This is a genomic window from Vibrio sp. SCSIO 43155, from assembly GCF_023716605.1.
Classification (GTDB): Bacteria; Pseudomonadota; Gammaproteobacteria; order Enterobacterales; family Vibrionaceae; genus Vibrio; species Vibrio harveyi.
Genome location: NZ_CP071852.1, coordinates 200,785 through 227,042, shown reverse-complemented (window position 1 = coordinate 227,042; position 26,258 = coordinate 200,785). Strand labels below are relative to the sequence as shown.

Below are 26,258 nucleotides of genomic sequence, written 5' to 3'. Positions count from 1 at the left end.
CATGAACCTGATCAGAACCAGTTTATCCCTTTCTTTAATGGGTCCAGCGTTGGTGTGGGCTCAAGACATGCCTTTCGAAGCACCACCATTGCAACCATCACAAATGGACTTTGGTGGTGTAGGCTTAATGCAGATGCCAACAGGTCGTATGGCGCCTGAAGGCGAGTTTAACTTTGCTGTTACTGGCAGCGATGAGTACCTTTTCTATAATGTCACACTACAAGTGATGCCATGGTTAGAGACGACCATTCGCTACACCATGGTGAATGATCTCTTTTATAGTGATGATCCAAGCTTCTCGGGTGATACCAAATACACTGACAAAGGCATCGATTTTAAAGTTCGACTTTTGCAAGAGTCAGAGTACTTGCCAGAGCTTTCTGTGGGTGTGCGTGACTTTGCAGGCACCGGTCTTTTTGATGGTGAGTTTGTTGCTGCGACAAAGCGTTACTCTAACCCAAACCTTGGTACCTTTGATTTCACTTTAGGTATGGGCTGGGGCTACTTAGGTACGCGCGACAACATCAGCAACCCAGCTTGTAAGCTGTCCGATAGTTTTTGCCAAAGACCAAGTGATTTTCTGTCAACTGGAGGCACAACCAATACAGATCGTTTCTTCAAAGGTCCTGCTGCACTCTTTGGTGGTGTCGAGTATCAAACTTTGCACGCACCACTGCGATTTAAGCTTGAATACGACAGTAATGATTACAGCGAAGATTTCCCTGTGGTACGTGGTGGTGTAGACATGACACCTCATACTCCTTGGAACTTTGGTATTCTATATCGCTTGGGAAATATGGCAGATTTGCGCTTGAGCTACGAGCGCGGTGATACGTTAGTTGCAGGCGTAAGCCTTTACACAAACTTCAATGATATGCCGTCTTTCTGGCGTGATACACCAACACCAGAAGTTGAAGACAAACAACCAGAGCAACTGTCTGATGTAGATTGGGAACGTGTTACTGAGGAGCTGGATAAGATTGCTGGCTACCAAAATACCCAACTTTATGTTGAAGACAATACCGTTTCTGTTGTCGGCGAGCAGAAAAAGTATCGTGATCGCAATGAAGCTCATGAAAAAGCAGCGGCAGTCCTTTACAACGAAATGCCAGACAACATTGATACCTTTACTATCAATGAACGCAGTCGTGGTCTGATCGGCGATCAAACGGTTATCTCCAAAGAGAAATACCGTGACTTTGCAGAAGTTAACTACATCAATCCAAATATCGAAGATGCGACATCAACCTCAAGCGATAAACCGCAAGGTAAACCTGCTTACGATGGTTTTGAGCGCTTTGATTGGGGCTTCTCACCAAAACTGGCTCAGACCTTAGGCAACCCAGAAGAGTTCTATCTGTTCAGCGTCGGTTTAAGTGGCAGCGCCTCTTACTGGTTGACAGATAACCTAGAAATTGGTGGCTCGTTATACTGGGATTGGTACAACAACTACGACAAGTTTAATTACGTAACTCCACCGGACGGCACTTCGATTCCTCGTGTACGTACCATGTTCCGTGCTTATCAAAATGAACACGCGGTAACCATGTCCAACCTGCAGTTAACTTGGTTCCAAGAGTACTCAGATACCATGGACCAACAGTTCTACGCTGGTTATCTAGAAAGTATGTTTGCGGGTGTGGGTACCGAATTCCTGTACCGACCGAAAGGCGCAAACTGGGCGATCGGTGCAGATGTAAACTTGATCTCTCAACGTGACCCGCAAAGCTACTTCGGTGTATACGATGAGAAATGGCAATACGTTCCAGAATATGGGCGTCCGTTCCAAGTTGTAGACAAAGGCTTTACTGGTTTTGTATCGGGTTATTACTACCCTCAATGGGACTTCCTACAAGATTTGATGATTCAAGTTGATGTTGGTCAGTTCCTTGCGGGTGATATCGGTACACAAGTGAATGTATCTAAACAGTTCAAGAGTGGTGTCATTGCAGGTGCATTCGCATCAATCAGTGATTTGTCGGCTGACGAATTCGGTGAAGGTAGCTTTACTAAAGGCTTCTACATTTCAATTCCATTCGACATCATGACAGTGAAACCAAGCAACAACCGCGCGTTCTTTAGCTGGCAGCCACTGACTCGCGATGGTGGTCAGAAGCTAGGTCGTAAGTACAGCTTGATTGAACTGACTGATGAACGTAATCCTTGGTACCAAAGACCAAACGCGTCAAACGCTGAATAACAACACTATTTAAGGGAGCTTCGGCTCCCTTTTGTTTATACCCAAGCGCTCTATACCTTTCTTTTCCTTCCAATAGCGCTAATTTCTGTTTCTTGCTAGAATTCCTGAGAAAATTTTAATCTATGGTGGAAGTCTTATGATCATCGTAACTGGTGGTGCTGGCATGATCGGCAGCAACATTGTTAAAGCACTGAACGAAGCAGGTATTAACGATATTCTGGTTGTCGACAACCTAAAAAATGGCAAGAAGTTTAAAAACTTAGTTGATCTTGATATCACAGATTACATGGATCGTGATGACTTCCTTACTCAAATCATGGCAGGTGACGACTTCGGCCCTATCGAAGCTATCTTCCATGAAGGCGCTTGTTCTGCGACAACCGAGTGGGACGGCAAATACATGATGCTAAACAACTATGAGTACTCAAAAGAGTTGCTTCATTACTGTCTAGATCGTGAAATTCCATTCCTGTACGCGTCATCAGCAGCAACATACGGCGAGACAGAAACGTTTGTTGAAGAACGTGAATACGAAGGCGCACTCAATGTATACGGCTACTCAAAGCAGCAATTTGATAACTATGTGCGTCGCCTATGGCAAGATGCCCAAGAGCATGGTGAACAGCTTTCTCAAATCACTGGTTTCCGCTACTTCAATGTGTACGGTCCGCGTGAAGATCACAAAGGTAGCATGGCATCGGTAGCCTTCCACCTAAATAACCAAATCAATGCAGGTGAAAACCCTAAATTATTTGCAGGCAGCGAATCATTCAAACGCGACTTCGTTTATGTTGGTGATGTGTGCAAAGTAAACCTTTGGTTCCTAGAAAATGGTGTTTCTGGCATCTTCAACTGCGGTACTGGTCGTGCAGAATCTTTTGAAGAAGTGGCAAAAGCAGTGGTCAAACACCACAACAAAGGTGAAATCCAAACCATTCCGTTCCCTGATCACCTAAAAGGCGCTTACCAAGAATTCACTCAAGCGGACCTAACTAAGCTTCGTGCAGCTGGTTGTGATGTAGAATTCAAAACGGTAGCTGAAGGTGTTGCTGAATACCTAGCGATTCAAAACCGTTAATTCCCTTCAAAGGTGGTAGTTAACTCTCTACCACCTTTACTCTGATACGATTACTAGTATCATTTCTACAGACCCCCAATCGCCTTTCTTCAAAAATATAGGTACTTAAAACTTCATGACTAATCAACGTGATGATTTCGATCCTAAAGCTTATAACCCTGAATTTGAGCGCCACTTTTTAGCGCCGAAGTATTGGGGTACGTGGATAGGCGTTGTCCTTTCTTTGCCGCTTGCTTTATTACCTTTAGGGGTTCAGAAATGGCTAGCAAAAACTATCGCGAAGAAACTGGCTAAATCGCACAAAGGTCCGGCTCACCGAGCTCGAGTCAACTTTGAGCTGTGCTTCCCAGAGAAATCATTTGAAGAGCGCGAAGCACTGATTGAAAAAACGCTTTATACCGCAGCATTGTTCTTTTTCCGTTTCAGCTTACTTAGCTTACGTTCATCTAAATGGTTACAGCAACGTTGCCAGATCCGAGGTTTAGACATCCTTCAAAAACACATCGACAATGATGAGAAAGTCATTTTGATGGTTCCACACTCATGGGCAATTGATATTCCTGCGGTGTTACTTGCTTCGATGGGAATGCCCGTCTCTGCGATGGCAAAAAAGCAGAAAAATGAAGTGGCAGATTGGCTAATGCACGAACAACGTGTGCAATATGGCGGTCGCGTTTATGAACGCTCTGGTGGTGTTAAGCCGTTTTTGAAATCAGTTCGTGACGGTTACATTGGCTATTACTTACCCGATCAGGATCATGGTCCTGAACACAGCGTTTTTGTCGATTTCTTTGCAACCAGAAAAGCAACACTTCCAGGCTTAGGTAAAATTGCCAAACTATCACGCGCTAAAGTGTTACCTATGTTTGCTTCTATGAATACAGAAGATGGTACGTTTGATATCGAAATCTTACCGGCGTTTGAATTAGACAAGGGCGAAGAGCAAGATGCCCGCACTTGTAACCAAGCGATTGAGTACTTTGTAGCAAATAAGCCTGAACAATACATGTGGGTGTTGCAGCTTTTACACTCTCAAGAAGATGGCAATAACTATTACAATTTGTTTAAACCAAGATATAACTCTGACTGGCAGCTAAAAAAATGAAAAAGATTTTAATAATTGGACCGTCTTGGGTTGGTGATATGGTGATGTCACAGTCACTATACATCGTTTTAAAGCAACTTCATCCAGAAAGCCAAATTGATGTAATTGCACCAGGTTGGTGTAAACCAATTCTTGAGCGCATGCCAGAGATCCACCAAGCCATTGAAATGCCTATTGGTCATGGTGAGTTCAACTTATTGGGTCGTCGAGAAATTGGTAAATCATTACGAGAAAAACAGTACGACCGCGCCTACATCCTACCGAAGTCTGCAAAGTCAGCACTGATTCCTTGGTTTGCTAATATCCCACTTCGCACTGGTTGGAAAGGTGAAATGCGCTACGGTCTACTCAATGACTTGCGTCCAAATATGAAATCTTTCCAGTTTATGGTTGAGCGCTATGTTGCATTGGCCTATTCACAAGCGGAGATGATCGACTCTTCTTCTCTGGGCGGCTTAGAAACATTGCCTCGCCCTAGCCTGTTTATTGATAAACAAGAACAAAGCGCTACGATTTCTAAGTTTAATCTCAACCAAGAATCTCCTGTTGTTGGTCTATGCCCAGGAGCGGAATTCGGTCCCGCGAAAAAATGGCCCGAAGCACACTATGCAGAAGTGGCAATTCAAATGGCGAAATCAGGGCATCAGGTATGGCTGTTTGGCTCTCAAAAAGATCTCGAAACCTGCAACAACATCAAGCAATTAGTACCTCAAGAACATCAGCATCAGATTCACGTTCTAGCAGGACAAACAAGCCTGATTGAAGCGGTTGATCTTCTGGCGGCTTGCCAGACCGTTGTTGCGAACGACTCAGGTCTGATGCACGTGGCAGCGGCCGTTGGCTGTAATGTCGTGGCGGTCTATGGCTCCACCTCACCGAAATACACACCACCACTTGCAGAGAAGGTAGAGATTGTTCATACGGACATTGACTGCCGTCCATGCTTTAAGCGCGAGTGTCAGTTTAAGCATTTGAAGTGCTTAACTGAGTTATCGCCAAAGCAAGTTTTGGATAGTATTCAAAAACTAGAAGCGATCGCTGTTGGCTCATGTTAATTCGTATTCTCTATACTCTCTTGCTCACAATCGCATCGCCTTTCCTATTGGTTGGCTTATACAAAAGTAAGCCAAACAAACCCAAATTTGGTCAACGTTGGAAAGAGCACTTTGGTATTACTCCGAAATTAACAAGCGAAGAAAAGCCGATTTGGATACATGCAGTCTCTGTCGGCGAAAGCATTGCTGCTACGCCTTTTATTAAGGCGCTTAAAGAGCAAAACCCTGATCAACCTATTCTGGTTACGACCACGACGAGTACCGGAGCGGAACAGATTGCTAAGCTGGGTGCTTTAATTGAGCACCGCTATATGCCAATTGACTTCGCCTTTGCGGTAAAACGCTTCCTGAAGACAACACAACCGAAGCAAATGCTGATCATCGAGACGGAGCTGTGGCCAAATACGTTAAACGAGGCCCATAAAGCCGGTATTCCTATCAGCGTGGTCAATGCCCGCTTATCGGAAAAATCATGTAGCAACTACGCCAAAATTCAGCCTTTGTTTAACCTCATGTTGCCATGCCTAACTCAGGTTCTTTGTCAGACAGAGTCAGACGCAAACCGTTTTGAACGACTGGGGGTTGATAAAGACAAACTGAAAGTCACTGGCTCTATTAAGTTTGATATTCAAATCTCGGATGATGTGAAAGAAAAGAGCAAAATACTAAGGCAAGAGCTAGGTCAAAATCGCCCTGTGTGGATTGCAGCAAGTACTCATAAGGGCGAAGACGAGCAAGTCTTGGCAGCACATAAAAGAGTGTTAGAGTCACACCCAGATGCACTTTTGATCCTTGTACCTCGTCACCCAGAACGTTTTGATGATATGTACAACCTCTGCCAACAACAAGGCTTTGAAACCGTGCGTAGAACCACACAAGAGAACGTGGCTAATTCAACTCAAGTTTATCTCGGCGATACAATGGGAGAAATGCTTCTATTGTTAGGTGCTGCAGATATCTGCTTTATGGGTGGCAGCTTGGTTGGAGATAAGGTTGGTGGACACAATGTATTGGAGCCTGCGGCTTTGGGCGTCCCTATTATCAATGGTCCAAGCTTCTTTAATTTCAAAGAGATCGTCGAAGCCATGTTGAGGGAAGATTGCATTTTGTTAGTTAACAACGCCCAAAATCTGGCATCCTCTATTACTGTGTTAATGCAAGATGTCCATCAACATAATTGTTTTCGTAAAAATGTGATTGAGTTTATGGCAAAGAATACCGGGGCTTTGAAGAAGACGATCAGGATGGTCACAGAGGATTCATAATGAAAATATACGTAATAAACTTAAAAGAATCATTAGAGCGTCGCGAACAAGTCAGTAAAGTATTAGATTGTGTCAATTTTGATTTTTTTGATGCGGAAAATGTAAAGCAAGACCCTGAGCATTTTATTTATGCACTTTATGATCCGAGAAAAACGCAAAAATATAAAGGTTACACACTAACAACACCTGAATTAGGATGCTGGGCTAGTCATATTTCCCTTTGGCGAAAATGTGTTTCAGATAATGAAAACTTCCTTATCTTAGAAGATAACATTGAATTATTAGGTAATCTTAAAGAACAACTAGAAAATATCGATAGACTAACTACCCAATACGGATTAGTGAAACTAGGTAACTTTTTTGAACGCAAACATATAAACATTGTAAAAATAGACGATAATTATCGACTTATTTCTAATTTAAAAGGTGCTTGTGGTACTTCCGCTTATGCTATAACACCTAAGGTTGCTGCGACCTATCTTTCGCAAATCCATGGTTTCTTCGAACCTGTAGATGACTTTATGGACAACGAATGGCGCACTAAACAGACTATTTATAGCTACGAACCTCAATTAATTTCTCGTAGCAATACCACTTCCACTATTGGACAACGGAAAGTCAAATCCAATAATAGCTTGCTAAATAAAGTAAACATTGAGCTTTACAGACTATTAAAGCAATGGAATCAAGCAAATTATAATAAGAGCAAGAAATAATGAACCTATTCTTAGCGTCAACTCCATTTCAACTTATTAATGCTTTAGAAGCGATTGAACACTATCAGTGTAATAACAACATAATCATCGTTAGAGAGCAAGAAAATGAAAATGCAGAGCGACAAATGGAAGAGTTGTTAGCACTGCATAATTGGTTTGGTATTATACGTTTAGAGCGCAACCCTACCCGTTCGCTTTACCCAAGATTGGTTTTGGTGCTAAAAAAAGTCAGAAAACTCAATCCAAGCATGACGTTCAATTATGTATTTTATACAGAATACCCAAGCCGACGCGTAGCTACTATACTTGGTAATATTACTATTAAAATTAAAGAAGTCATGTACGATGACGGCACGTGGACACTAAAAGCATATGAAGAACAACTTCGCGATAATATTCGTGTCAGCTATTCTCAATTAAAAAGAAATATTACTCTTAACCTTTTTGGCTATAAAAAACCGAGAGACTTTTACATTAGCAATAAATTCGAGCTTTTTACATTATTTGACCTAAAAGCTAAACATTTTCATATAGTGGCTAATACATTTCCACGCTTACGACGACAGATATCTAAGCAACCAACCATCTTTAAAGCTAACTCTTCAAGAGCTGTATTTATTGGAGATGGAGCGACTGATGGTGGGATTGATTTAAATGAATATAAGAAAAGCCTGCAACGCTTATCCGAACAGTTTGATGAAATTATCTACTTTCCACACAGGAATGAAAAAGCGAGTGTAAGAGATCTGTTGCAAAAAGTGCCAAATTTACGTTATGCGGAAGAAACCAAGGGACCTATAGAACTTGAAATATGTAAATACGATAATATAGCTGCGATTTATGGCTATTACTCTACAGCACTGTTTACATTGAGTCGTATTTATCCACATTTATCAATTTATACTCGCCGCTTAGAGGATCATGAGATCATTGATAAGACCTTAGTTTATAAGTTAATGGAACTCATCGAAACTTACTTAGAAGGTGATAATATTCACCGGTGGGAATAAAAAATACCCCAATCAATGGGGCATTTTCATATAAGTATCATCTAATGGTTTACAAGCTAAAACCATCATCCACAATAATGTTTTGGCCTGTCACATATCTAGACTGATCAGATAACAGGTAAACGATACTACCTGTCATCTCTTCAACGTTAAGCATACCTGCTCCGTGCGTATTTTTACGGTACGCGTCGAGGAAAGCTTCAGGCTGACCATCTAATATGCCACCAGGACTCACGCTATTCACTCTAAAGCGGCTGTCGTTAATATAACTCACCACATATTTGTTTAAGTGGACAATAGCCGATTTAATCGCGGCATATTCGACGGGCATTGTCATCGGCGTGTTGTCGTACACTGAAAACTTAGGAGCAATAACACCATAGATAGAGGAAATATTTACTAGTGAAAAAGGCTGTTCTTTATTAACAAAGTATGCTGCACATTGCTGGGCAAACAAGAATGCACTACCCAAATGAATACTCACGTTTTCGTTAAAGCTATCTAGGGTTACATCAAAAAACTTAGCACCATAACTCTTAGTTCTTGGGTAAGTACAGTTCACCGCGCCAGTGACTCCGTCTGCTTCTTGCCAAAATCGCGTAAGATCGTCGCTGTGGGTAATATTTAACTCATGCATAGTTAAGTGAGTATCGGCAAGATTTACACCAACAGAAGATAAACGAGCTTTTAGGTGCTCAAGTGAGACATCTGTTGCGACGACACTCCCACCAGCCTCTAAAATGGATTTAACGACACTGGCACCTAGTAGTCCACCCGCACCAGCAATAACGATTTTTTTATCTTTAAGCATTTGATTCATAGTCTTAATCTACTAACTATTACTGCGAATTTTTGTCTTTCGACCACTGCATATAAAGCGAGTTACGACGATCTTTGACAAAGGGGAACTGCGTTCGAATTGCCATAACATCTTCCAAATTGATGCTATATAAATCCCAAAATACCCCTTGTTGCAGTGGGTCTAGTCTTTCACCAAGCGGATTAAAAATCACACTAGAACTATCGTAATCTAATCCCTTTCCATCTGTCCCAATTCGGTTTACACCAACAACAAAATACTGATTCTCAATTGCTCTAGCTTGCAATAGACATAGCCATTGGGCAGTTCTTGTCGACGGCCAATTCGCCGTATTGATGACCATGGCAGCCCTTTCCCGATAATGATGAAAAAGCTCAGCAAAACGAAGGTCATAACAAATAGAACCACCAACAGGGATACCATCAATCATACTTACACAAGGTTGTTCACCTTGTGCAATATAATTAGTTTCTCCCGCATAAGAAAACGTATGAACTTTGTCATAAGTTGAAATAAGTCGACCACTTTGGTCTGTTATGTTCTGGCGATTTACCACTTGTCCTGATGACAAGCGAGCAAGCTGACCAAACATAATGTGGCATTGGTAATGCTGACTTAGATCCGAAAAGAAACGTACAGTATCTGACTGTTCACCATCACCTTCGGCCAGCGCTGAATCATCTACACAAAAACCTGTCAATGTAAGTTCTGGGAAAACAATAAGGTCGATATCAGAACTTGCAGCTTTGATTTCTTCAACCACGCTTCGACACTGTATTTGATTTGCAAGCTTATCTCGCCACACTTGATCAAGCGAAACCAATGCCACTTTCATTAGTTAATGCTCCTAAATACTGGCTTGATGACATCACCTTTTAGGTAACCTTCAGTACTACCAGCATCAATAGCTTTCTTGTATACGTTCAATGCAGCTTCTAACGCTTTCTCTGTCATTTCTAACTCTTTTTCACCATGGCTATGGCTAAGTGCAATCCATGGAATTAAAACGCCATTTTTTAGCATTTCTTGCGAGAATAGAGTTCGGAAGGCTAAGTCCGCCTGACCATCAGGACCGTAAGTCATATACCAAGGAGAACAAGGAACACCGCCGGCTTGGAAATATGATTCAACACCTGCTTCTTTTGCTTTGCGGTTCATAAGGTCAATTAACTTTTGACCATAATCCCAAAGATGTTCAATGGTATCGTTCTTTTGAATGTACTCGACCGTTTTTACAAACGCTCCCAACCCACACATTTCTGCACCGTGTGTTGTCGATAGTAGGAATAAACGCTCAGAACCAGCAAACTCAATCGAGCCAAGTTGCATAATTTCACGTTTACCAGCAACAGCAGCAACAGAGAAACCATTTGCCATCGCTTTACCAAACGTACACAAATCTGGCTGAATATTGTAATAGTGTTGAGCACCTTTAATATGCCAACGGAAGCCAGTGATCATTTCATCCAGAATAAAAACAATACCGTGTTTTTTACACAAACGTTGAACATCGTGAAGATAGGTTTCGCCCTCAACTTCAACAGATGGCGCAGGATGGTCCATCGTACTTGGCTCAAGAACCACACAAGCAAATTGATCTGGGTGTTGTTCAATAAGCGCTTTCAAGGAGTTAATGTCATTGTACGAAAACATTTTTGTTTGTTTGATCGTATCTTCTGGAATACCTTTCGTGATAGGTGTAGAGCCAATAAACCAGTCATCGTAAGAGAAGAACGGGTGTTCCGCACAACGCGCAACCAAATTACGGTTAGTGTATGCACGTGCTAGCTTCACTGCAGCAGAAACTGCAGTGGAACCATTTTTGGTAAATTTAACCATATCGACTGAGTCGATAAGATCAATCAAAAGCTCAGCTGCTTGTAATTCAATTAAAGAAGCACGAGTAAGGTTGTTACCGTTACGCATTTGCTCAAACGCAGCCATATCTACTTCATCATTTGCATAACCAAGGTTCACAGCACGCAAAGACATTCCGTAATCTAGATATTTCGTGCCTTTATCATCGTAGCAATACGCCCCTTTACCACGAGACAAAATTTGTGGTGCACTTTCTGGATATTGGTCATAACCACGAGAATAAGTATGCGCTCCACCCGGAATGGCTTTTAGTAAACGCTCTTTGTAATTACTCATGCTTTGTTACCTTTCAATTGATCAACCTCTTCTAGTGCCTCAAGCACCTCAAGCACTTTCACATCATCTTGAAGGTTGTTAGGGAAAAGACTTTGGTCACCAGCCAAAGCTGCTGTTACAAAGTCTTTCATCTCATTAATGTATGGTTCTTCTGGGTTAATGTATTGGCTCTCAACAGTGCCTTCTTCCCATGTGCTTTCTACCCAACCGTCTGTTTCTAAGTTGCAGTAAGAGACTGAATTACTATCAGCACTAAATTTAATCTTGCCTCTTGAACCTAGAATCAGCATCTCACGAGTTGCTAGTGGACGAGAAATAACCTCTACCGTTAAGTTTAACAATACACCTGAATCATATTGAAGCAGGCAATGGTATATATCATCAATGTCCGCATTCATATCAGTTTGCTTAGCGACAACACTCGCTAAGGCTTTTACATCATGACTAAATAAATCATTCAACCAAGTCAGCTCAAATGGAACAATTTCACGAGCACCACCGCTTTCACGTTTGGACACGTAGAAGTCTTGAATGTCTTCCCAAGGGTGCCAATCCGGCAAATACTGACCTGTTTGGTAACTCACTGACAGTGGCAAGCCAATAACGTTTTGTTCAAGCAACTCCTTAACCTTTTTAGGACCAGGGAAGTAACGCATAGTGCAAGATGGAGCAATAACAAGTGAAGCTTCTAGAGCCTTCTTACCAAGTTCACGAATTTCTTCAGTATCAGTTACTGAGGCTTCGATAAAACATGGAACTCGTGCGTCGAAACACATGTTTGCATATGTCATATGCAATTGCGGTGGTGTTGAAATAACGACAACTTCTGGCTTCACATCTTCAAATGCTTTCTGTACGTCATCAAATGTCGTGATTTGATACTTCGAGCTCGCTTCCTCATTACGATCCGCTCGCACATCAAAACCAAAAACATCAATGTTTCCCAACGCCAATAAGTTTCTTACTCGACGCTTACCCATTGAGCCTAAACCAATTACAAGTGCTCTCGTTTTCATTTTAAGTTCCACTCAAATTTCATAATATTTTCGATAGCTAAAAAGTCATAAATATCGTCGATTTCATAACATTGGTAGCGTTTTATCTCATAAGGAAGAGTTCTTTGCGGGTAGAAGCTCTTCTCTTTTAGTAATACATCTCTTTTGACAACATAAGCGACGCCAAAAGGAAAATATACTTTTGCGCAGTCTTGTCGTCTAATGGCAGAGTCAGCCTGTTCATCGAGAGGAACAACGCTTCCATCATGATCAATAACTTTGACAATAGACGGATGTTCAGACACTTCCCCAAGGCTCACAATGCCATCATGGGTCTGATAATGTTGCTCTAACTTACCCAGCATATTGGATATGTCTGTATTTTCGCGCAGTGGCGAGGTCGGCTCTAATAAAACGATGATGTCAAATTCTCGCCCCAACTCCTGAGCATAATAGTCAAGACTATGTTTGACGGCATCAAAACTGGTTGCCGTATCACTGGCAAGCGCATCTGGACGTAAAAATGGGCATTCGGCACCAACAGCCAGAGCAACAGACTGTATTTCAGGACAATCTGTCGTCACTAAGACAGAATCGATTTCAGTTGTTTGTAAAGCAGTTTCAATGGTCCACTGTATCAGTGGTTTACCATTCATAAGCTTGATGTTTTTTTTAGGTAGCCCTTTACTGCCACCTCTCGCCGGAATAATAGCCAGCACAGACTTCTGATTAATCATTTTTACAACCCTAGAGTATAAATATCAGTTTGAGCTCGATTAAAGTCATCCATACGACCAATATCCAGCCAGTATTCATGAATTGGAAACATTAAAACGTTGTTGCGTTTATTCATATGCTGCTCGAGCAATGTCGGCATATCAATATGATGGTTTTCAGGAACGGATTGGATGACAACTGGTGAAACCACGTAAATTCCCGCATTAACAAAAAAGCGTTGGATCGGTTTCTCGACCATACTTGTAATCCGGTTCCCTTCTCCATTAATCACGCCATAAGGGATCTGGTAGTCATATTCTCGCACGCACATAGTTGCGTCCGCATCATGCTCAGTGTGAAATTCCAGTAACCGTTGAAAATCTACCTTCGTTAAAACATCACCATTCATCATAATTAAAGGCAAATCTTTAGGAAGGTCTTTAGGTAAAAGTCCTAAAGCACCTCCAGTACCAAGCGGAGATTGCTCATGTACATAAGTGATCTTTACACCTAAACTTGAACCATCACCAAAATGCTGTTGAATAAGTTCTGGCATGTAATGGGTTGAGATATAGAAGTTAATAAAGCCTGCTTTGATAAAGTTTCGAATAACTGTTTCTAAAATAGGTTTATCACCAATCTTCAACATTGGTTTTGGGCAGTGATCCGTCAAAGGACGCAAGCGAGTTCCGAAACCACCAGCCATGATAAATACAGGGTTCTCATACACAGGAGTACTTAAAGCATGATGTAAGGTCTCTAACCCAACGACCTTGCCATTGTCTAATAGTGGAATAGACAAAATATCATTGCTTTCCATGATAGCAATGAGCTCATCACGTGGAGTTTCTATTGCAGCAGTGTACGGTGTCGTATTCATAACTTGCGCTATGTCTGCGGTTAGAGGCAAATTACGTAGTAATCCACGCCGAATATCACCATCAGTCACTACACCAAGTAGTGCATCACTTTCATCAACAACCAATACAACTCGTAAGGCTTCATCGTTAATAATCTCCAACGCATCTAATAAAGTACACGCTGGCTTGACTAGTACATTTTTCCAACAATTACTCATGAGTAACCTTTGTATTTCTATATTATTTCGAGTTTATGATGGTCGCTCTGCTTGGATAGCAAACTTGATGAGCATCCAAATGACACGTGACTATAGCACCAGCACCAACAACGACGTTTTGCGCCAGCTTAAGATTTTGGATGACAGTGGCATTAGCACCAACGTAAACATCACTTTGAGTAACAATACCGCCGCATAGAACAGCTCTAGGGGCAATATGATTGTGCTCTCCAATTACGGTATCATGCTCAATCAAAGCCCCAGTGTTAATTATTGAATGTTCGCCGATAACAGCACCGCATTGCACGATTGCGCCCTTTAATACCTGAGCACCATCCTGGAGATGCGCGTGTTTTGAAACCAACGCTTGCTCCGAGATCACTGTTTCAAATTGGTAACCAAGATCCAGAAAGCGTTGATTTACTTTTTTTCTTAACTGCGATTTGGGCATCATTCCGATACCATTGACTAAGCGAACATCATCCGGCGAAAATCGACTGATATCGTCATCATTTGATAGTCGCGGAATACCGTCAAAAGCAGGTCTAGTAGAGGTATCATCTGGACTAATCACTGCGAGAATGGTTCTGTTTTGATGGCGGAGCAAATCAACGAGCACACTTGCATGACCACCACCGCCAATCATAACCAGCGGCATTAACACTTCACTACTCAACTATTAGTTCTCCAGCATCATAATCTTTAGTCGCTGTTTGCCCGATTAAATCCCACATCTTGTAAGGTGACATACCTGTTCCTGGGCGCTTAATCGCCAAGTTTTCAATACTAAAGGTCTCACCAGAAACAATGACCTTAGCTGCCACTAAGCTTTTACGGGCTACGGATTTGTTTTTTATCTCTGATACTGTGGGAGTTTTCACCCTATTCCCTAGCGCTTTCTCTACTTGTCGAATACCTTGTACCATTGAGGCAAGCTCGTGCGGCTCTAAAGACGCTTTGTGATCCGGTCCTTCCATATTTTTATCAAGGGTAAAGTGTTTTTCGATTAACATTGCACCACGAGCAACTGCAGCAATCGGAATGGTAATACCTTCACTATGATCAGAATAACCAGCAGGCAATTCAAACGCTTGATGTAAGGTGTCCATTGCTCTTAAGTTTATTTCATCCATAGGAGCGGGGTACTCTGTTGTACAATGCAATATGGTCACTTTACTCTTCAACGCAGCCTGTCCAGCATCCGAAGCATAAGCTTGTTGAAACGCTTGCTCGTTCGGCAGGTCATCTGCTTTTGCTGTATAACCAAACGCGATTACTCCGAGTACATTTTCAACTTCTGATAGAGTTGCCATGCCAGTTGATACAATCAAATCGCAACCTGTGCGAGCATGTTCTAGAACAAGAGGAGCATTTGTGATTTCGCCAGAAGGTATCTTTAATCGCTTAAGCCCGAGATCGTTTACCAAAAAATCCAAGCTTTCAGAGTCAAAAGCAGTCGAAAGAAACTCAATACCAAGCTTACTGCAGTGGTCAACTAGCTGGTGGTGCACCTCATAAGACAACTCCAATCGGCTTAGCATAGCCAATTGAGATTCTTGCTTTTGAGTATTCGCCATTTGGTAGTCAGCTTGTTTGGCTGATTCTGTGACCAGATTTTTAGCTTTAAATGTTTGGAATTTAACAATGTCAGCGCCAGCTTTATGAGCAGCTTCCACTAACTCAAAGGCGAGCTTCTCATTCCCGTTATGATTAACACCGGCTTCAGCAATTATTAAGGTCATAGAGTCTCTTTCTGTTTTCGTTCTTGGTTTACAAGGAAATTATACATTATCGAATGTAAGGTCATAGAACGCTTTGCTACGTTCAAACTGCAAGCCTTTAATCATCTCTATGACTTGCTTGCTACTATCCCCCTGCCCGTAGGGGTTAGCAATATTCTCATTTTCAGCTTTATACTTTCTGCTCACAGCAAGGCTAACCGCGTTACTGATAGATTCTTTTGTAGCAGCTGCGTTTAGAACACTTTTTGCAGCCAAACGCCCTTTTTGTCTAGAACCTATATTCACTGTAGGAACATCAAAGGCTGGCACTTCTATAATACCACTAGATGAGTTGCCGATAACGGCAGCAGCATGTTTGACTGCACTTAGATAACGTACCTGCCCTAACGATGGTATTGCTAATACACGCTCAGGGTTACTTCTAGCATATTCTTCAAGCATTGGGATAATTCGTCGCCCACCATCATCCGCATTGGGATACGTCAAAATTACTTGATGGTCGGGAAACGTATCTAAAGCATCGAGTAGCACTTGAAAACTTTCTTCAGGAGCTTCTTCACCTAAGGTCACTGGATGATATGTGACAAGAAAGTAAGGCTTATCAATTGAGAAATTAAGAGATTCACTTAATTCCTGCGTATCCATAAAAGAAGCTCTTTTTAGATGATCAAGCCCAATAGCCCCAATATTTTTAACGCGCTCAGGAGATTCTCCTAACTGGATAACTCGCTGACGATACTCTTCTGTCGACGTACCATGCAGGTAACTCAACTTTGTAATAGCATGACGAATCGCATCATCGTAAGCACCTTCCGTTATCTCTCCACCATGAAGATGAACAATTGGAATACGAAGTATCATGGCAGTTTGCGCTGCAGCAAGCGCTTCAAAGCGGTCCCCAAGAATAACAAGAACATCTGGTGCTAATCGCGACAATGCATCAGCAAAACCTAAAACCCCTACCCCCATACTTTTCGCAGTACCTACCGCGGAATCAGAAGATAGCAAAATCTCTATTTTCTCATCGATGCTGAAGCCATCTTTTTCAATTTGTTTATAGGTTTCACCAAACTCCGGTGATAGGTGCATGCCAGAAACAAGCAATTGAAGTGTTAGATCTGGATCGCTTTGTATGTCCTTTAAAAGCCAAAAGAGCAGACCATACTCTGCTCTTGTACCAGTAAAGACTGCAACCTTTTTATCTGTCTGCGTCATGTATGTATTGAACCTACTTAGCTTTTGATTTCCACTGGGGTACTTGGAAGATTGATTAGGTGTGCCTCAATAAACTCTGAGTAAGTTAAGTCACCATGTATTGCATTCTCAAACATAGGTAATCTATGCATGAGCTGCCAAATAGGTCGAGTCATCACACCAGAGCCATTTGTGCAAGCTAGCACCTCTTCGCGACTTTCTTTATCCGGACAGACAATTGCATTTAACCAGTAGTTTGACTTCGCATACTCTGGCTCAGTGACAAAGTTAAAATCTGTACCTTTGAAGAAGTTTTTATAGCCTTCTGCAAGCAATCTCTTTTGCTTCAAATACTGCTGGATAACTTCCATCTGTGCACATCCCAGTGCAGCATTCAGGTTAGGCATACGGTAGTTAAAGCCAGGTTCATCATGGAAAAACTCATAAGGATGAGGAATTTTTGCTGTCGTCGTGACATGCTTAGTACGTGCACCTAATTCTTGAGTCTTACATAACACCATGCCACCACCACCTGTGGTGATGATCTTATTACCATTGAAGCTGACAGCACCAAAATCACCAATAGTACCGGTATGTTTGCCCTTATAGAACGAGCCTAGACTTTCTGCGGCATCTTCAACCAACGTGATGTTCCATTTCAAGCAAACGGCAACCAGCTCATCAAGCTCTACAGGGTGACCAAACGTGTGCATTGGTACAACGGCTTTGATTCTTCTACCTGTTTTTTTATGGATACATCCCACGTCTGTGACTTCAGCATTCTCTTCTAAAAATGCATCCACAGCCTTAGGGCACAACCCTAAACTCACCGGGGAAACATCAACAAAAACCGGCTCAGCTCCCATATGATAAAGAGCATTACAGGTAGCAACGAACGTCAGTGCTTGCGTGATGACCAGATCGCCTCTTTGAACATCAGCCATGTACAATGCCGCATGCAATGCTGCTGTTCCATTCACTGTCGCTACAGCTTTAGCCGTACCAGTGTAAGCTTCAATTTTTCTCTCAAAATCATCAACAAACTTACCGACGCTAGAAACAAATGTACTTTCAATCGTTTCCATTACGTACGCTTTTTCGTTGCCATCAAACGTTGGTGCATGTAAGGGAATAAATTCGTCTGTTTTGTAAGTATCTCTCACAAATTCAACAATAGTTGTCGCTTTCATTGAATACTCCACTTACATCTTGCTATCGAGGTATTTACCCGTTTCTTTGTGCCCAAAATCAGGGATCATGGTAAAGAACAGTTTCACAATCTGCTCTTTAGTCCAAGCTCGCTCACCTTTCATCTCAGAGATGCTGTTTTCAAACAAAGTAAGCAGATCTTGCTCATAAAGAGGTTCATTTTTGATGATGCCCAGATTTTCGAATCGAGACATATCCAGCTCTTCTTTATCTGTAAAAAACTCTTCGAAGTCTTTTTCACCCGTTGTATCACTTGCAGTAAACAAACATGGCCACTTACCTTGCTCTGGGAGCGTATGCGCAAGCTGGCGAGCTTCTTCTTCTGTTTCACATAAGTGAGGTTCGTAGCCAAGCTGCTCTAGGTATTTCACGGCAATATCTGCAAACGAGATAAGGTGCAGAGCTTCACTCAATTTAGGGAAGAAAATGTCACGATTCTCTCCAAAGATACAAGACATCAAACATAACTCACCCGACTCTTGCGGAGTAACAAAGTAACGTTTGATGTCATTGGGAGCAACGATAGGCTGACGTTTTTGAATACGCTGGTTAAACCCATGCAGCAACGAGCCATCAGAGAATGCAACATTCGCAAATCGCGCCGTTGAGATTGCCATTTGCTCACTTTTGCGCATCAGGAACATTTCCATAATACGCTTGGATGCCCCCATCATATTGACTGGGTTTGCAGCTTTATCTGTAGAAACACAAAAGTACTTCTTCGCGCCAGCATCAATAGATTGCTGAATGGTTTTGTCCGTGTTAAACACATTCACATCGATCATACGCATCAATGTGTAAGGGTCTTTTTCACTTCTAACATGCTTAAGCGCAGATAAGTTCAGTATGTAATCAAACTTACCATCAGCCTTTATGAATGCATCGTATTCTAGAGAGCCGATATCTAGAGCAAATGTTTGGAAGTCGCCATCGATGTAACCGAATGAACTGCGGATATCTCGAACAAGTTCCACCATGTTGTTTTCACTAATATCCACAACATGCAATTTCTTAGGATTGCGTTTGAAGATCTCTTTAGTCACTGCTTGACCAATTGATCCTGCGCCGCCAAGCACAAGAAAGCTAGATTCAGAAACAATACGAGATAACTCAACTTCATGCTGAGCGATATCTTGTGTAAACAGGGCGTCAGTGCGACCGATGAGAGGTAAAATGTTGCTCATATTTAGCCTTGAAAAATCTTTAATTACATTAGCTATATAGTTTAGCTAATACACTCAGTGAACGTTGCTCTTCCGCATTGATTTTAAAAGTATTTCCTTTTATATCAATCTGTTCATTTAAGTTTTCAGCTAGTTCGGAAAAGCTAGCAAAACCAACTAAATCAATTGACTGAGCATCTTTGAAGAACAATTCATTGTGACTTCCTTTAGCCACGCATACCTTACCCTGTCCCCACTTCATCAGTTGACGGGCTGTGCTAGCTCCACCTCTAGGTTGCAGTACTAGATGTGTGCACGACATTACCATCGAGGTGTAAGCAAGAGGGGGCAAAGAGGTCAAGATCGAAATATCAATAGGTTGTTTTTTTACTTTGTGTAGGTAGAACAAATACAAATCTAGCAGAATGCGCTTTCGCCATTGTTTTGCAGGCCACATTACAACAAACTTGAAGTCTTTGTTGACGCCCCGCGTGACAAAAGCACGTAACATTTTTTTGATATCTTGGTATTCAAATGCGTTAGGTTTTGTTCCTAACAAAACCATATTTCTCTTATTTTTTTCATCATCGAGAACAGACAGAGCAAGTCCTTGTGCTGACTTCGTCGGCAATGTATCAAAAACAACACCAGAATCGACAATTTGATAGTTTTCTCGTCCTAACGCTTGGTTTAGTTTACCGCGAAAAGCCATGTCTAAAGCAATAAAGCATTGTTGTTGACTCAATACCCAAATATCATTTTCCGTCATGCTTAACTTCACATCCGGAACGAGCCTGCCATGTTGACTTTTACATAGCAGCCATCTATCGATTTCATCATCAGTAATGAACATGTAAGACTTATGCTTCATTTGCGAGTCTAACTCTAACACTTCTCTTACTTGCCTTGAGTTAAAAGAACTCAATGAAAAGTAGGTCACGTTAGTGGCATTAATAAATATAGATTTATCTATATTTTCATACGAAAAGTAAGAGATCCCATCGATTTTCTTAGAGTCGTCGTATTGATTGTTGCACCCAAACACCACCACACCCAAAGACTCTTTAGCAACGCCAGCCTTATTGACCAAAGCATCTAAAAATAACGGAGAAAAAAAGTCAGTACTGGACACCAAAAATACGTGCTTAATATCATGATTCGGCATAGTTACTTGTCCATGCTTTCCAATACAATTTTTATTGCTGCAATAGCATCTGATTGTTCACTGCTTTCCATATTGAAGAAGAGAGGCAAGCGAACTAACCTTTCACTTTCTCTCGTTGTGTAATCGTCGGTCCCTGCAAACTCACCAAACTCTTTTCCCGCAGGTGAGCTGTGTAGCGGTATATAATGAAACACCGACATAATCGAGTGCTTATTGAGCAAATTAATAAATTGCGTTCTTTGCTCTAGATCTTTTAGTTTAAGATAAAACATATGAGCATTATGTTGGCAATTTGATGGAACTGCAGGCAATGCAATACCATGGGTTTCGGTATACTCACTTAACTCATCGTAGTACTGATTCCAAAGCTGCATTCTTTTTTGGTTAATGATTTCAGCATTCTCCAGTTGCGCCCAAAGATAGGCCGCTTGAATTTCACTTGGAAGCAGGCTACTGCCAACATCAACCCATGTATATTTGTCGACCATCCCTCGAAAGAACAAACTACGATTTGTCCCTTTCTCTCGAATGATTTCCGCTCGCTCTACAAACACGCTGTCATTGATAAGTAATAATCCACCTTCACCACCAGCGGTATAGTTTTTAGTCTCATGAAAACTATATGCAGCTAAGTGTCCAATGGAACCGAGAGCTTTACCTTTATAAGTCGACATCACTCCTTGAGCTGCATCTTCAATAACAAACAAATCATGTTTGTTAGCAATGCTCATTATCGTATCCATTTCACAAGCAACACCAGCATAATGAACAGGTACAATTGCTTTCGTTTTGCTTGTGATTGCAGCTTCTATTTTTGTCTCATCAATGTTCATCGTATCAGGGCGAACATCAACAAAAACCACCTTTGCTCCACGCAGTACAAAAGCATTTGCCGTACTGACAAAGGTATAGCTTGGCATGATCACTTCATCACCAGGTTGAATATCGATGAGCAATGCAGCCAACTCAAGTGCGTGCGTACAAGATGGCGTTAGCAAAGCTTTCACGCAACCGGTCTGCTGTTCAAACCAACGTTGACATTTCTGACCAAACACCCCATCGCCACTCAGTTTTCCACTACAAAGTGCCTGTTGAATAAATGTAGTCTCTGTACCAACGACTGGAGGTTTATTAAAAGGGATCATTCTTCGATTACCTTGCTTAAGATAATTAATTACTATATTTGTTAATACGAACTTTCTTAAAGCGTTCGCTTACACCCGTATCTGTATTGAAGTTAACCTTAGTTGGTACTTTGTAAGCGTCCAACTGAGCTCGACAGTACTTACGAATTTGTTTTTTCAGCTCTTTGTGGTCTACATCTTGTCTAGGCGTTACATTAGCTACCACAGTTTGACCTGTAATGGCATTAGCCGCTGCATAAACAACACAATCCTCGATGCCATCAATACCAAGCAGGACTGATTCGACCTCGCTCGGTAAAACTTTTTCACCACCAACATTGATCACTTCTTTTGCGCGACCAATAATTTTTAAGTACCCACCTTCAGATTGTTCAACCAAGTCACCAGTTTGGAACCAGCCATCATCTGAAAAGCTACTCATATCATGGTTCAAATAACCCATTATTTGCGTTTTACTGCGCAACCAGAGTTCATTATTTACAATTTTATATTCTTGGTTTGGGTCATCAAACTTGATTTCCAAACTGCTTGAGGAGCGGCTCGACGTTTGAGCTATTCCGGTTTCACTCGTGCCAAAGGTTTGTAGCAACTTAACTCGGGGCAATGTCGCCTTTAAGCGCAACAACAAACTTTCTGGCATAGCTTCGGTGCCATACGTCACCATCCTTAAAGACCTGAGATCGTATTGCTGATGGACATTCGCTATGAGCATCATATTTAAAAATGTTGGCGAGGCTGGGAGTAAATTCACTTTTTCACGTTCTATCAGCATCGCAACATGTTCTGGCTCCCTTTTCTCAGGGATAACAATTTTTGCTCCCATTGATAACGAGTTAAGTAGTGTATTCAAACCACCAATATGATCGAACATCAGGAAGACCATAATGGACAACGATTTAGGTCGTTTGTCTACGTAAGTTCCTAGCAGTACATCCAGATTATGGATCATTGCTTTTGGCTCACCTGTACTACCACTGCTAAAGAGAACCAATCCTGACTGGTCGCGGTGCATCAGATCCAGTATCAATTGATGTCGAGAGCAATCATTCTGTTCAAATTGTTCAAAGATATTACCCGCTGGGTTACGTAAATTGATCACCATATCAGGTTTGATCACAGCAATGCGCTTATCAATCTCTTCTTGGTTTTCGCTTACAATTGGAACGATAATGCATTTCTTCTTCACCAAGGCAAAAAACAATGAAATAGCGTCAAATGAGTAATCGCTAACAATACAAATGACTTGGTTCGGAGCAACCTGAGTCAACTCAGCCTCAAATCGCTCAATATTCAGATTAAGCTCTCGATAACTGAATTGTTCAGAATTAAAATTAAGTGCGATATCATCGGAATAACCAGATAACTTAGCGAGATATGGGGTCATTTGAACACTCCGCCTAAATAGATCACCTGCCCAGTAACAAACTCACTTCTTGGCGAAATAAAAAAGTCAACGACGTTTATGACATCTTCTTCTTTACCAAGTCGTTTGATCGCTTGGCTTGCAATAAGCTCTTCAATTTTTTGCTTAGGTACTGCTTTGATCAAGTCTGTAGGCACAGGTGTTGGACCAACTGCATTTACTCGAATACCATAAGGAGACAGCTCTTTCGCTGATATTTTCGTCAGTGATTCTACTGCCGCTTTACTTGCCGCATAAATAGCCTCACCCTCAAGATCTAAAGGAACGGCAACCGTTGAATAATTAACGATGGAGCCAGACTTTTGCTTCATCATTAGTTTTGCTATTTCTCTAGAAAATAAAAATGTACCAAACACATTCGTCGCCATCACTTTCTCTGCGCTACTCAAAGGAGTAGTCAAGAAGTGGTTCATCGCTGCCATACCAGCATTGTTCACCAAAACATCAACAGTGCGAAATTGCTTTCTCACGCTTCTGACCATGGAAACAACAGCCTTCTCGTCTGTTACATCCAGCTCAAAATGGTGGTAATTATCATGCTCAATGCTACTTTCTTGACGACTACAGCCAATCACGGTATGCCCTTGCGCCAGATAATGCTCTGCTAACGCTTTACCCAAACCTTTTCTAGAACCTGTAATAACAATATTCAACGGCATAATTCAACTTCTACTCTTCTACTAACTGCGCAATATACTTCGCTAGCGTTTCTACATTTCGGAATGGAGACGTCACTTGGCTCATAGCCTTTTCATCAGCCAAAGTGACATCAACGCCAAAATCATCACTAATTTTTTCTTCAAGCTCCGTGATCAAGAAAACAATACCTACACTGTCAAGAACACCATTTGCACCAAAAAGTTTTGTTTTTATGTGCGCTTCAACCAATGCTTCATTATCTTCATCTTCCCCCATTTCATGTAGGGTGGACAAAACTAGCTCAAGATACTTTTCCATATTTTATTCTCTATTCGTTAATACCAAGCGTAATACCGCCATCAACCACTAAATCAGTCCCAGTAACCCATTGAGCTTTACTAGATAAAAGAAACTCGACCGCATCCGCAACATACTCTGGCTTCCCCAGCCCTAGCGGGTAAACCTGCTCCAAGCGCTCAAAAAAAGCTTCATCATTATGGTCTTGTGTCAAATTAGTTCGAATTAGCCCTGGTGAAACTGTGTTAACTCGAATGTTCTGCTTAGCAAGTTCTTTTGCTAATGATTTGGTTGCTCCAATTAAACTGGCTTTTGATGCTCCATAATTTACCGTTCCTGTTGCCCCAATGCTGGCTGCGATAGAGGCAATAAAAACTATTGACGCTCCAGATTCACTGAGCGCTCTCTTATCTGACAACCCTCGAGATAACGCTAATCCACTGAATAGATTCAAGCTAAATGTTGCTAGCATCTTTTCATGAGTATTGAAGCGGTTTGGTAGAACAGAAAGAGCGCCAGCAGCATGAACTAATCCAGAAAACTTACCATACTGCTTCGCCAATTGAATTGGTAAACGGTGTAGCCCATCGATATCATCGGATAAATCCCTACTAAGAAAGCTAAATGACTCAGGGTACTCGTTAGATAACTCCTGAACTCCGACCTTTTCTGTTCGAGATAAACCAACAACTCGATGCCCAGAAGACAACAAGTTTTTACAAATAGCTAGACCTATACCAGAGCTTACACCTGTAACTAAATACAATTTAGACACGATAATGCCTTATAAACCGGCTAAGACCATCAAATCAGACACCATTTCAACATCTTTAAGTTCTGCATTGGTGATATTTTTAGAGAACTCGATATCAAACATTGAGATAACACCTAAATGCGCCATTGAATCCCATTCCTCAAGCTCTTTAAGATTTGTTGACTCATTAACCGTTTCTTCTAGTTGAAGAACGTCCGTTAGCTCTGTTAGAAATTGCTCTTTATTCACTTTTTTCTCTCACTTCTGTAACACTACAACTTCAGATACGTACGCACTATTTAATGACAACACTGCGCTCGCCCAAGATAAACCAACCCCAAAACCAGAAAGGACAACATTATCTGTAGAAACTGCCTTTCCACCTAGGGTATGCGAAATAGCACAAGGGATAGATGCGCTACTTTGATTGCCGTATAAACTCACAATATCACTTGGTGCTTTATCTTTAGGTGCTTTTATTCGTCTGACAATATTTGAAATAATGTATTGATTTGCTTGGTGGAAGAACAGGTAATCAATGTCATCCATTGTTCTTCCACTAAACTCAAGAATATCGGTAATTGCTTTAGGCTCAGTTTTAATCGCAAAATTAAACACCTCAGCACCATTCATGTACAAGTCGTTTAGACTGCGATAATTACCTTCATCATCAACGCTTTCTTGCTCTGTCTCATTTGAAAATGGCGTTCTAAAGCCACCGGCTGGTTGAATAATGTACTCACTCCCTTCACCATCAGTGTGCAGGCTAAAGTAGCTATTCGACTCATCTGATGATACTGAAACGAGTGTGGCTGAACCTGCATCGCCAAATAGCGGTGCTGTAGAGCGATCTTTAGGATTTACACATCGACTTAACGTATCACCAGCCAAAACAAGAACATTCTTACAACTGCCTGTCTGTACCATCATATGAGCAAGCCAAAGGCCATACACATAGCCGGAACAACCAAGAGATACGTCAAAAGCAGCAACCGAGGTACTTAATCCCAACTTCCCATGCACAATAGCTGCGTTTGAAGGCTGAAAATGATCAGGGGTTTGGGTCACAAAGATAACGCCATCAATTAGAGATTTGTTAACATCAAGCTCGCTAAACAGTTTAAGAGCTGCAGCCTCACAAAGATCTAAACTCGTAACACCCTCAGATACCACATGACGCTTATCTAAGCCGATTGCTTTTTTAATTCGAGCAATTTGCTTTTCATTTCCACCGTATAGATGAACTTCATCGTCAATACACTTAACCTCAGGAGGAACAACGGTAGCTAATCCTCGGATTTTTGCTTTAGTAAAGCTTGCTATTGTCATTTTTG

At 41.6% G+C, this 26,258-nt stretch carries 26 protein-coding genes; 7 read left to right on the top strand and 19 right to left on the bottom strand.

Translation table 11 applies throughout. From position 1 onward, the window contains the following. Position 1 precedes the first annotated feature (1 nt). The 7 genes from J4N44_RS01030 (at position 2) to J4N44_RS01000 (ending at position 8,429) form a co-directional block, all read left to right on the top strand. A complete protein-coding gene (locus tag J4N44_RS01030) occupies positions 2 to 2,200 on the top strand; it encodes a YjbH domain-containing protein (RefSeq protein ID WP_074051007.1) in 2,199 nt (732 codons plus the stop codon). Positions 2,201 to 2,336: 136 nt separating this feature from the next. After that, positions 2,337 to 3,278: an ADP-glyceromanno-heptose 6-epimerase gene (gene rfaD / locus J4N44_RS01025; RefSeq protein WP_005449311.1), complete on the top strand. Its 942-nt coding sequence runs from the start codon at positions 2,337 to 2,339 to the stop codon at positions 3,276 to 3,278. Positions 3,279 to 3,393: 115 nt separating this feature from the next. Further along, on the top strand, positions 3,394 to 4,383 hold the full coding sequence (gene lpxM / locus J4N44_RS01020; protein ID WP_045490704.1) for a lauroyl-Kdo(2)-lipid IV(A) myristoyltransferase: 990 nt from the start codon (positions 3,394 to 3,396) through the stop codon (positions 4,381 to 4,383). Continuing rightward, positions 4,380 to 5,438 carry a lipopolysaccharide heptosyltransferase II gene (gene waaF / locus J4N44_RS01015; RefSeq protein ID WP_029788882.1) on the top strand — a complete coding sequence of 353 codons (1,059 nt, stop codon included), beginning with the start codon at positions 4,380 to 4,382 and terminating at the stop codon, positions 5,436 to 5,438. Before lpxM ends, waaF begins: the two co-directional genes overlap by 4 nt. Then, positions 5,432 to 6,703, top strand: a complete 1,272-nt coding sequence (gene waaA, locus J4N44_RS01010) for a lipid IV(A) 3-deoxy-D-manno-octulosonic acid transferase (RefSeq protein WP_252044764.1) — start codon at positions 5,432 to 5,434, stop codon at positions 6,701 to 6,703. The genes waaF and waaA overlap by 7 nt, the downstream gene beginning before the upstream one ends. Continuing rightward, positions 6,703 to 7,419 (top strand): glycosyltransferase family 25 protein, encoded by a 717-nt coding sequence (locus tag J4N44_RS01005; RefSeq protein WP_050923822.1) that lies wholly within the window; start codon positions 6,703 to 6,705, stop codon positions 7,417 to 7,419. Before waaA ends, J4N44_RS01005 begins: the two co-directional genes overlap by 1 nt. Further along, positions 7,419 to 8,429: a polysialyltransferase family glycosyltransferase gene (locus tag J4N44_RS01000; RefSeq protein ID WP_029788885.1), complete on the top strand. Its 1,011-nt coding sequence runs from the start codon at positions 7,419 to 7,421 to the stop codon at positions 8,427 to 8,429. Before J4N44_RS01005 ends, J4N44_RS01000 begins: the two co-directional genes overlap by 1 nt. A 49-nt stretch (positions 8,430 to 8,478) precedes the next feature. On the opposite strand, the gene J4N44_RS00995 is transcribed toward J4N44_RS01000, so the two are convergent. The 19 genes from J4N44_RS00995 to J4N44_RS00905 are packed head-to-tail and all read right to left on the bottom strand — an operon-like array spanning position 8,479 to position 26,253. After that, the gene (locus tag J4N44_RS00995; protein WP_029788886.1) at positions 8,479 to 9,249 is read right to left on the bottom strand and encodes an oxidoreductase; all 771 of its coding nucleotides are present in this window, start codon (positions 9,247 to 9,249) and stop codon (positions 8,479 to 8,481) included. A gap of 19 nt (positions 9,250 to 9,268) precedes the next feature. Continuing rightward, positions 9,269 to 10,084, bottom strand: coding sequence for a carbon-nitrogen family hydrolase (locus J4N44_RS00990; RefSeq protein ID WP_029788887.1), 816 nt, complete (start codon positions 10,082 to 10,084; stop codon positions 9,269 to 9,271). Then, positions 10,084 to 11,403, bottom strand: coding sequence for a glutamate-1-semialdehyde 2,1-aminomutase (locus J4N44_RS00985; RefSeq protein WP_045490691.1), 1,320 nt, complete (start codon positions 11,401 to 11,403; stop codon positions 10,084 to 10,086). Before J4N44_RS00985 ends, J4N44_RS00990 begins: the two co-directional genes overlap by 1 nt. Then, positions 11,400 to 12,419 carry a Gfo/Idh/MocA family protein gene (locus J4N44_RS00980; protein ID WP_029788889.1) on the bottom strand — a complete coding sequence of 340 codons (1,020 nt, stop codon included), beginning with the start codon at positions 12,417 to 12,419 and terminating at the stop codon, positions 11,400 to 11,402. The genes J4N44_RS00985 and J4N44_RS00980 overlap by 4 nt, the downstream gene beginning before the upstream one ends. Further along, complete coding sequence (locus J4N44_RS00975) at positions 12,416 to 13,135, bottom strand: acylneuraminate cytidylyltransferase family protein (RefSeq protein WP_074051005.1); 720 nt, start codon at positions 13,133 to 13,135, stop codon at positions 12,416 to 12,418. The genes J4N44_RS00980 and J4N44_RS00975 overlap by 4 nt, the downstream gene beginning before the upstream one ends. Positions 13,136 to 13,137: 2 nt before the next feature. Beyond that, the gene (locus tag J4N44_RS00970; RefSeq protein WP_005449334.1) at positions 13,138 to 14,193 is read right to left on the bottom strand and encodes a nucleotidyltransferase family protein; all 1,056 of its coding nucleotides are present in this window, start codon (positions 14,191 to 14,193) and stop codon (positions 13,138 to 13,140) included. A gap of 22 nt (positions 14,194 to 14,215) precedes the next feature. After that, a complete protein-coding gene (locus tag J4N44_RS00965; protein ID WP_005449336.1) occupies positions 14,216 to 14,851 on the bottom strand; it encodes an acetyltransferase in 636 nt (211 codons plus the stop codon). A gap of 10 nt (positions 14,852 to 14,861) precedes the next feature. Beyond that, the gene (gene neuB / locus J4N44_RS00960; protein WP_074051004.1) at positions 14,862 to 15,935 is read right to left on the bottom strand and encodes an N-acetylneuraminate synthase; all 1,074 of its coding nucleotides are present in this window, start codon (positions 15,933 to 15,935) and stop codon (positions 14,862 to 14,864) included. Between the two features lie 39 nt (positions 15,936 to 15,974). Further along, entirely contained in the window at positions 15,975 to 17,150 is a 1,176-nt protein-coding gene (gene neuC, locus J4N44_RS00955; protein ID WP_074051003.1) for a UDP-N-acetylglucosamine 2-epimerase, read from the bottom strand. Positions 17,151 to 17,167: 17 nt separating this feature from the next. After that, positions 17,168 to 18,319, bottom strand: coding sequence for a LegC family aminotransferase (locus J4N44_RS00950; RefSeq protein ID WP_074051002.1), 1,152 nt, complete (start codon positions 18,317 to 18,319; stop codon positions 17,168 to 17,170). A gap of 12 nt (positions 18,320 to 18,331) precedes the next feature. After that, complete coding sequence (locus J4N44_RS00945) at positions 18,332 to 19,522, bottom strand: UDP-N-acetylglucosamine 4,6-dehydratase (RefSeq protein WP_187992560.1); 1,191 nt, start codon at positions 19,520 to 19,522, stop codon at positions 18,332 to 18,334. Positions 19,523 to 19,550: 28 nt separating this feature from the next. Next, a complete protein-coding gene (locus J4N44_RS00940) occupies positions 19,551 to 20,666 on the bottom strand; it encodes a hypothetical protein (RefSeq protein ID WP_187992561.1) in 1,116 nt (371 codons plus the stop codon). A gap of 2 nt (positions 20,667 to 20,668) precedes the next feature. Beyond that, complete coding sequence (gene rffA / locus J4N44_RS00935) at positions 20,669 to 21,811, bottom strand: dTDP-4-amino-4,6-dideoxygalactose transaminase (protein ID WP_188015439.1); 1,143 nt, start codon at positions 21,809 to 21,811, stop codon at positions 20,669 to 20,671. Positions 21,812 to 21,836: 25 nt separating this feature from the next. Continuing rightward, entirely contained in the window at positions 21,837 to 23,195 is a 1,359-nt protein-coding gene (locus tag J4N44_RS00930) for an AMP-binding protein (protein WP_252044763.1), read from the bottom strand. Next, the gene (locus J4N44_RS00925; protein WP_050923985.1) at positions 23,192 to 23,893 is read right to left on the bottom strand and encodes an SDR family NAD(P)-dependent oxidoreductase; all 702 of its coding nucleotides are present in this window, start codon (positions 23,891 to 23,893) and stop codon (positions 23,192 to 23,194) included. Before J4N44_RS00925 ends, J4N44_RS00930 begins: the two co-directional genes overlap by 4 nt. 10 nt (positions 23,894 to 23,903) lie before the next feature. Next, positions 23,904 to 24,191 (bottom strand): hypothetical protein, encoded by a 288-nt coding sequence (locus tag J4N44_RS00920; protein WP_009699603.1) that lies wholly within the window; start codon positions 24,189 to 24,191, stop codon positions 23,904 to 23,906. Between the two features lie 10 nt (positions 24,192 to 24,201). Then, positions 24,202 to 24,945, bottom strand: coding sequence for an SDR family NAD(P)-dependent oxidoreductase (locus J4N44_RS00915; RefSeq protein WP_050923983.1), 744 nt, complete (start codon positions 24,943 to 24,945; stop codon positions 24,202 to 24,204). A gap of 9 nt (positions 24,946 to 24,954) precedes the next feature. Further along, entirely contained in the window at positions 24,955 to 25,173 is a 219-nt protein-coding gene (locus J4N44_RS00910) for a hypothetical protein (RefSeq protein WP_050923982.1), read from the bottom strand. A 9-nt stretch (positions 25,174 to 25,182) separates the two neighbouring features. Further along, positions 25,183 to 26,253: a 3-oxoacyl-ACP synthase III family protein gene (locus J4N44_RS00905; protein ID WP_252044761.1), complete on the bottom strand. Its 1,071-nt coding sequence runs from the start codon at positions 26,251 to 26,253 to the stop codon at positions 25,183 to 25,185. Positions 26,254 to 26,258 lie beyond the last annotated feature (5 nt).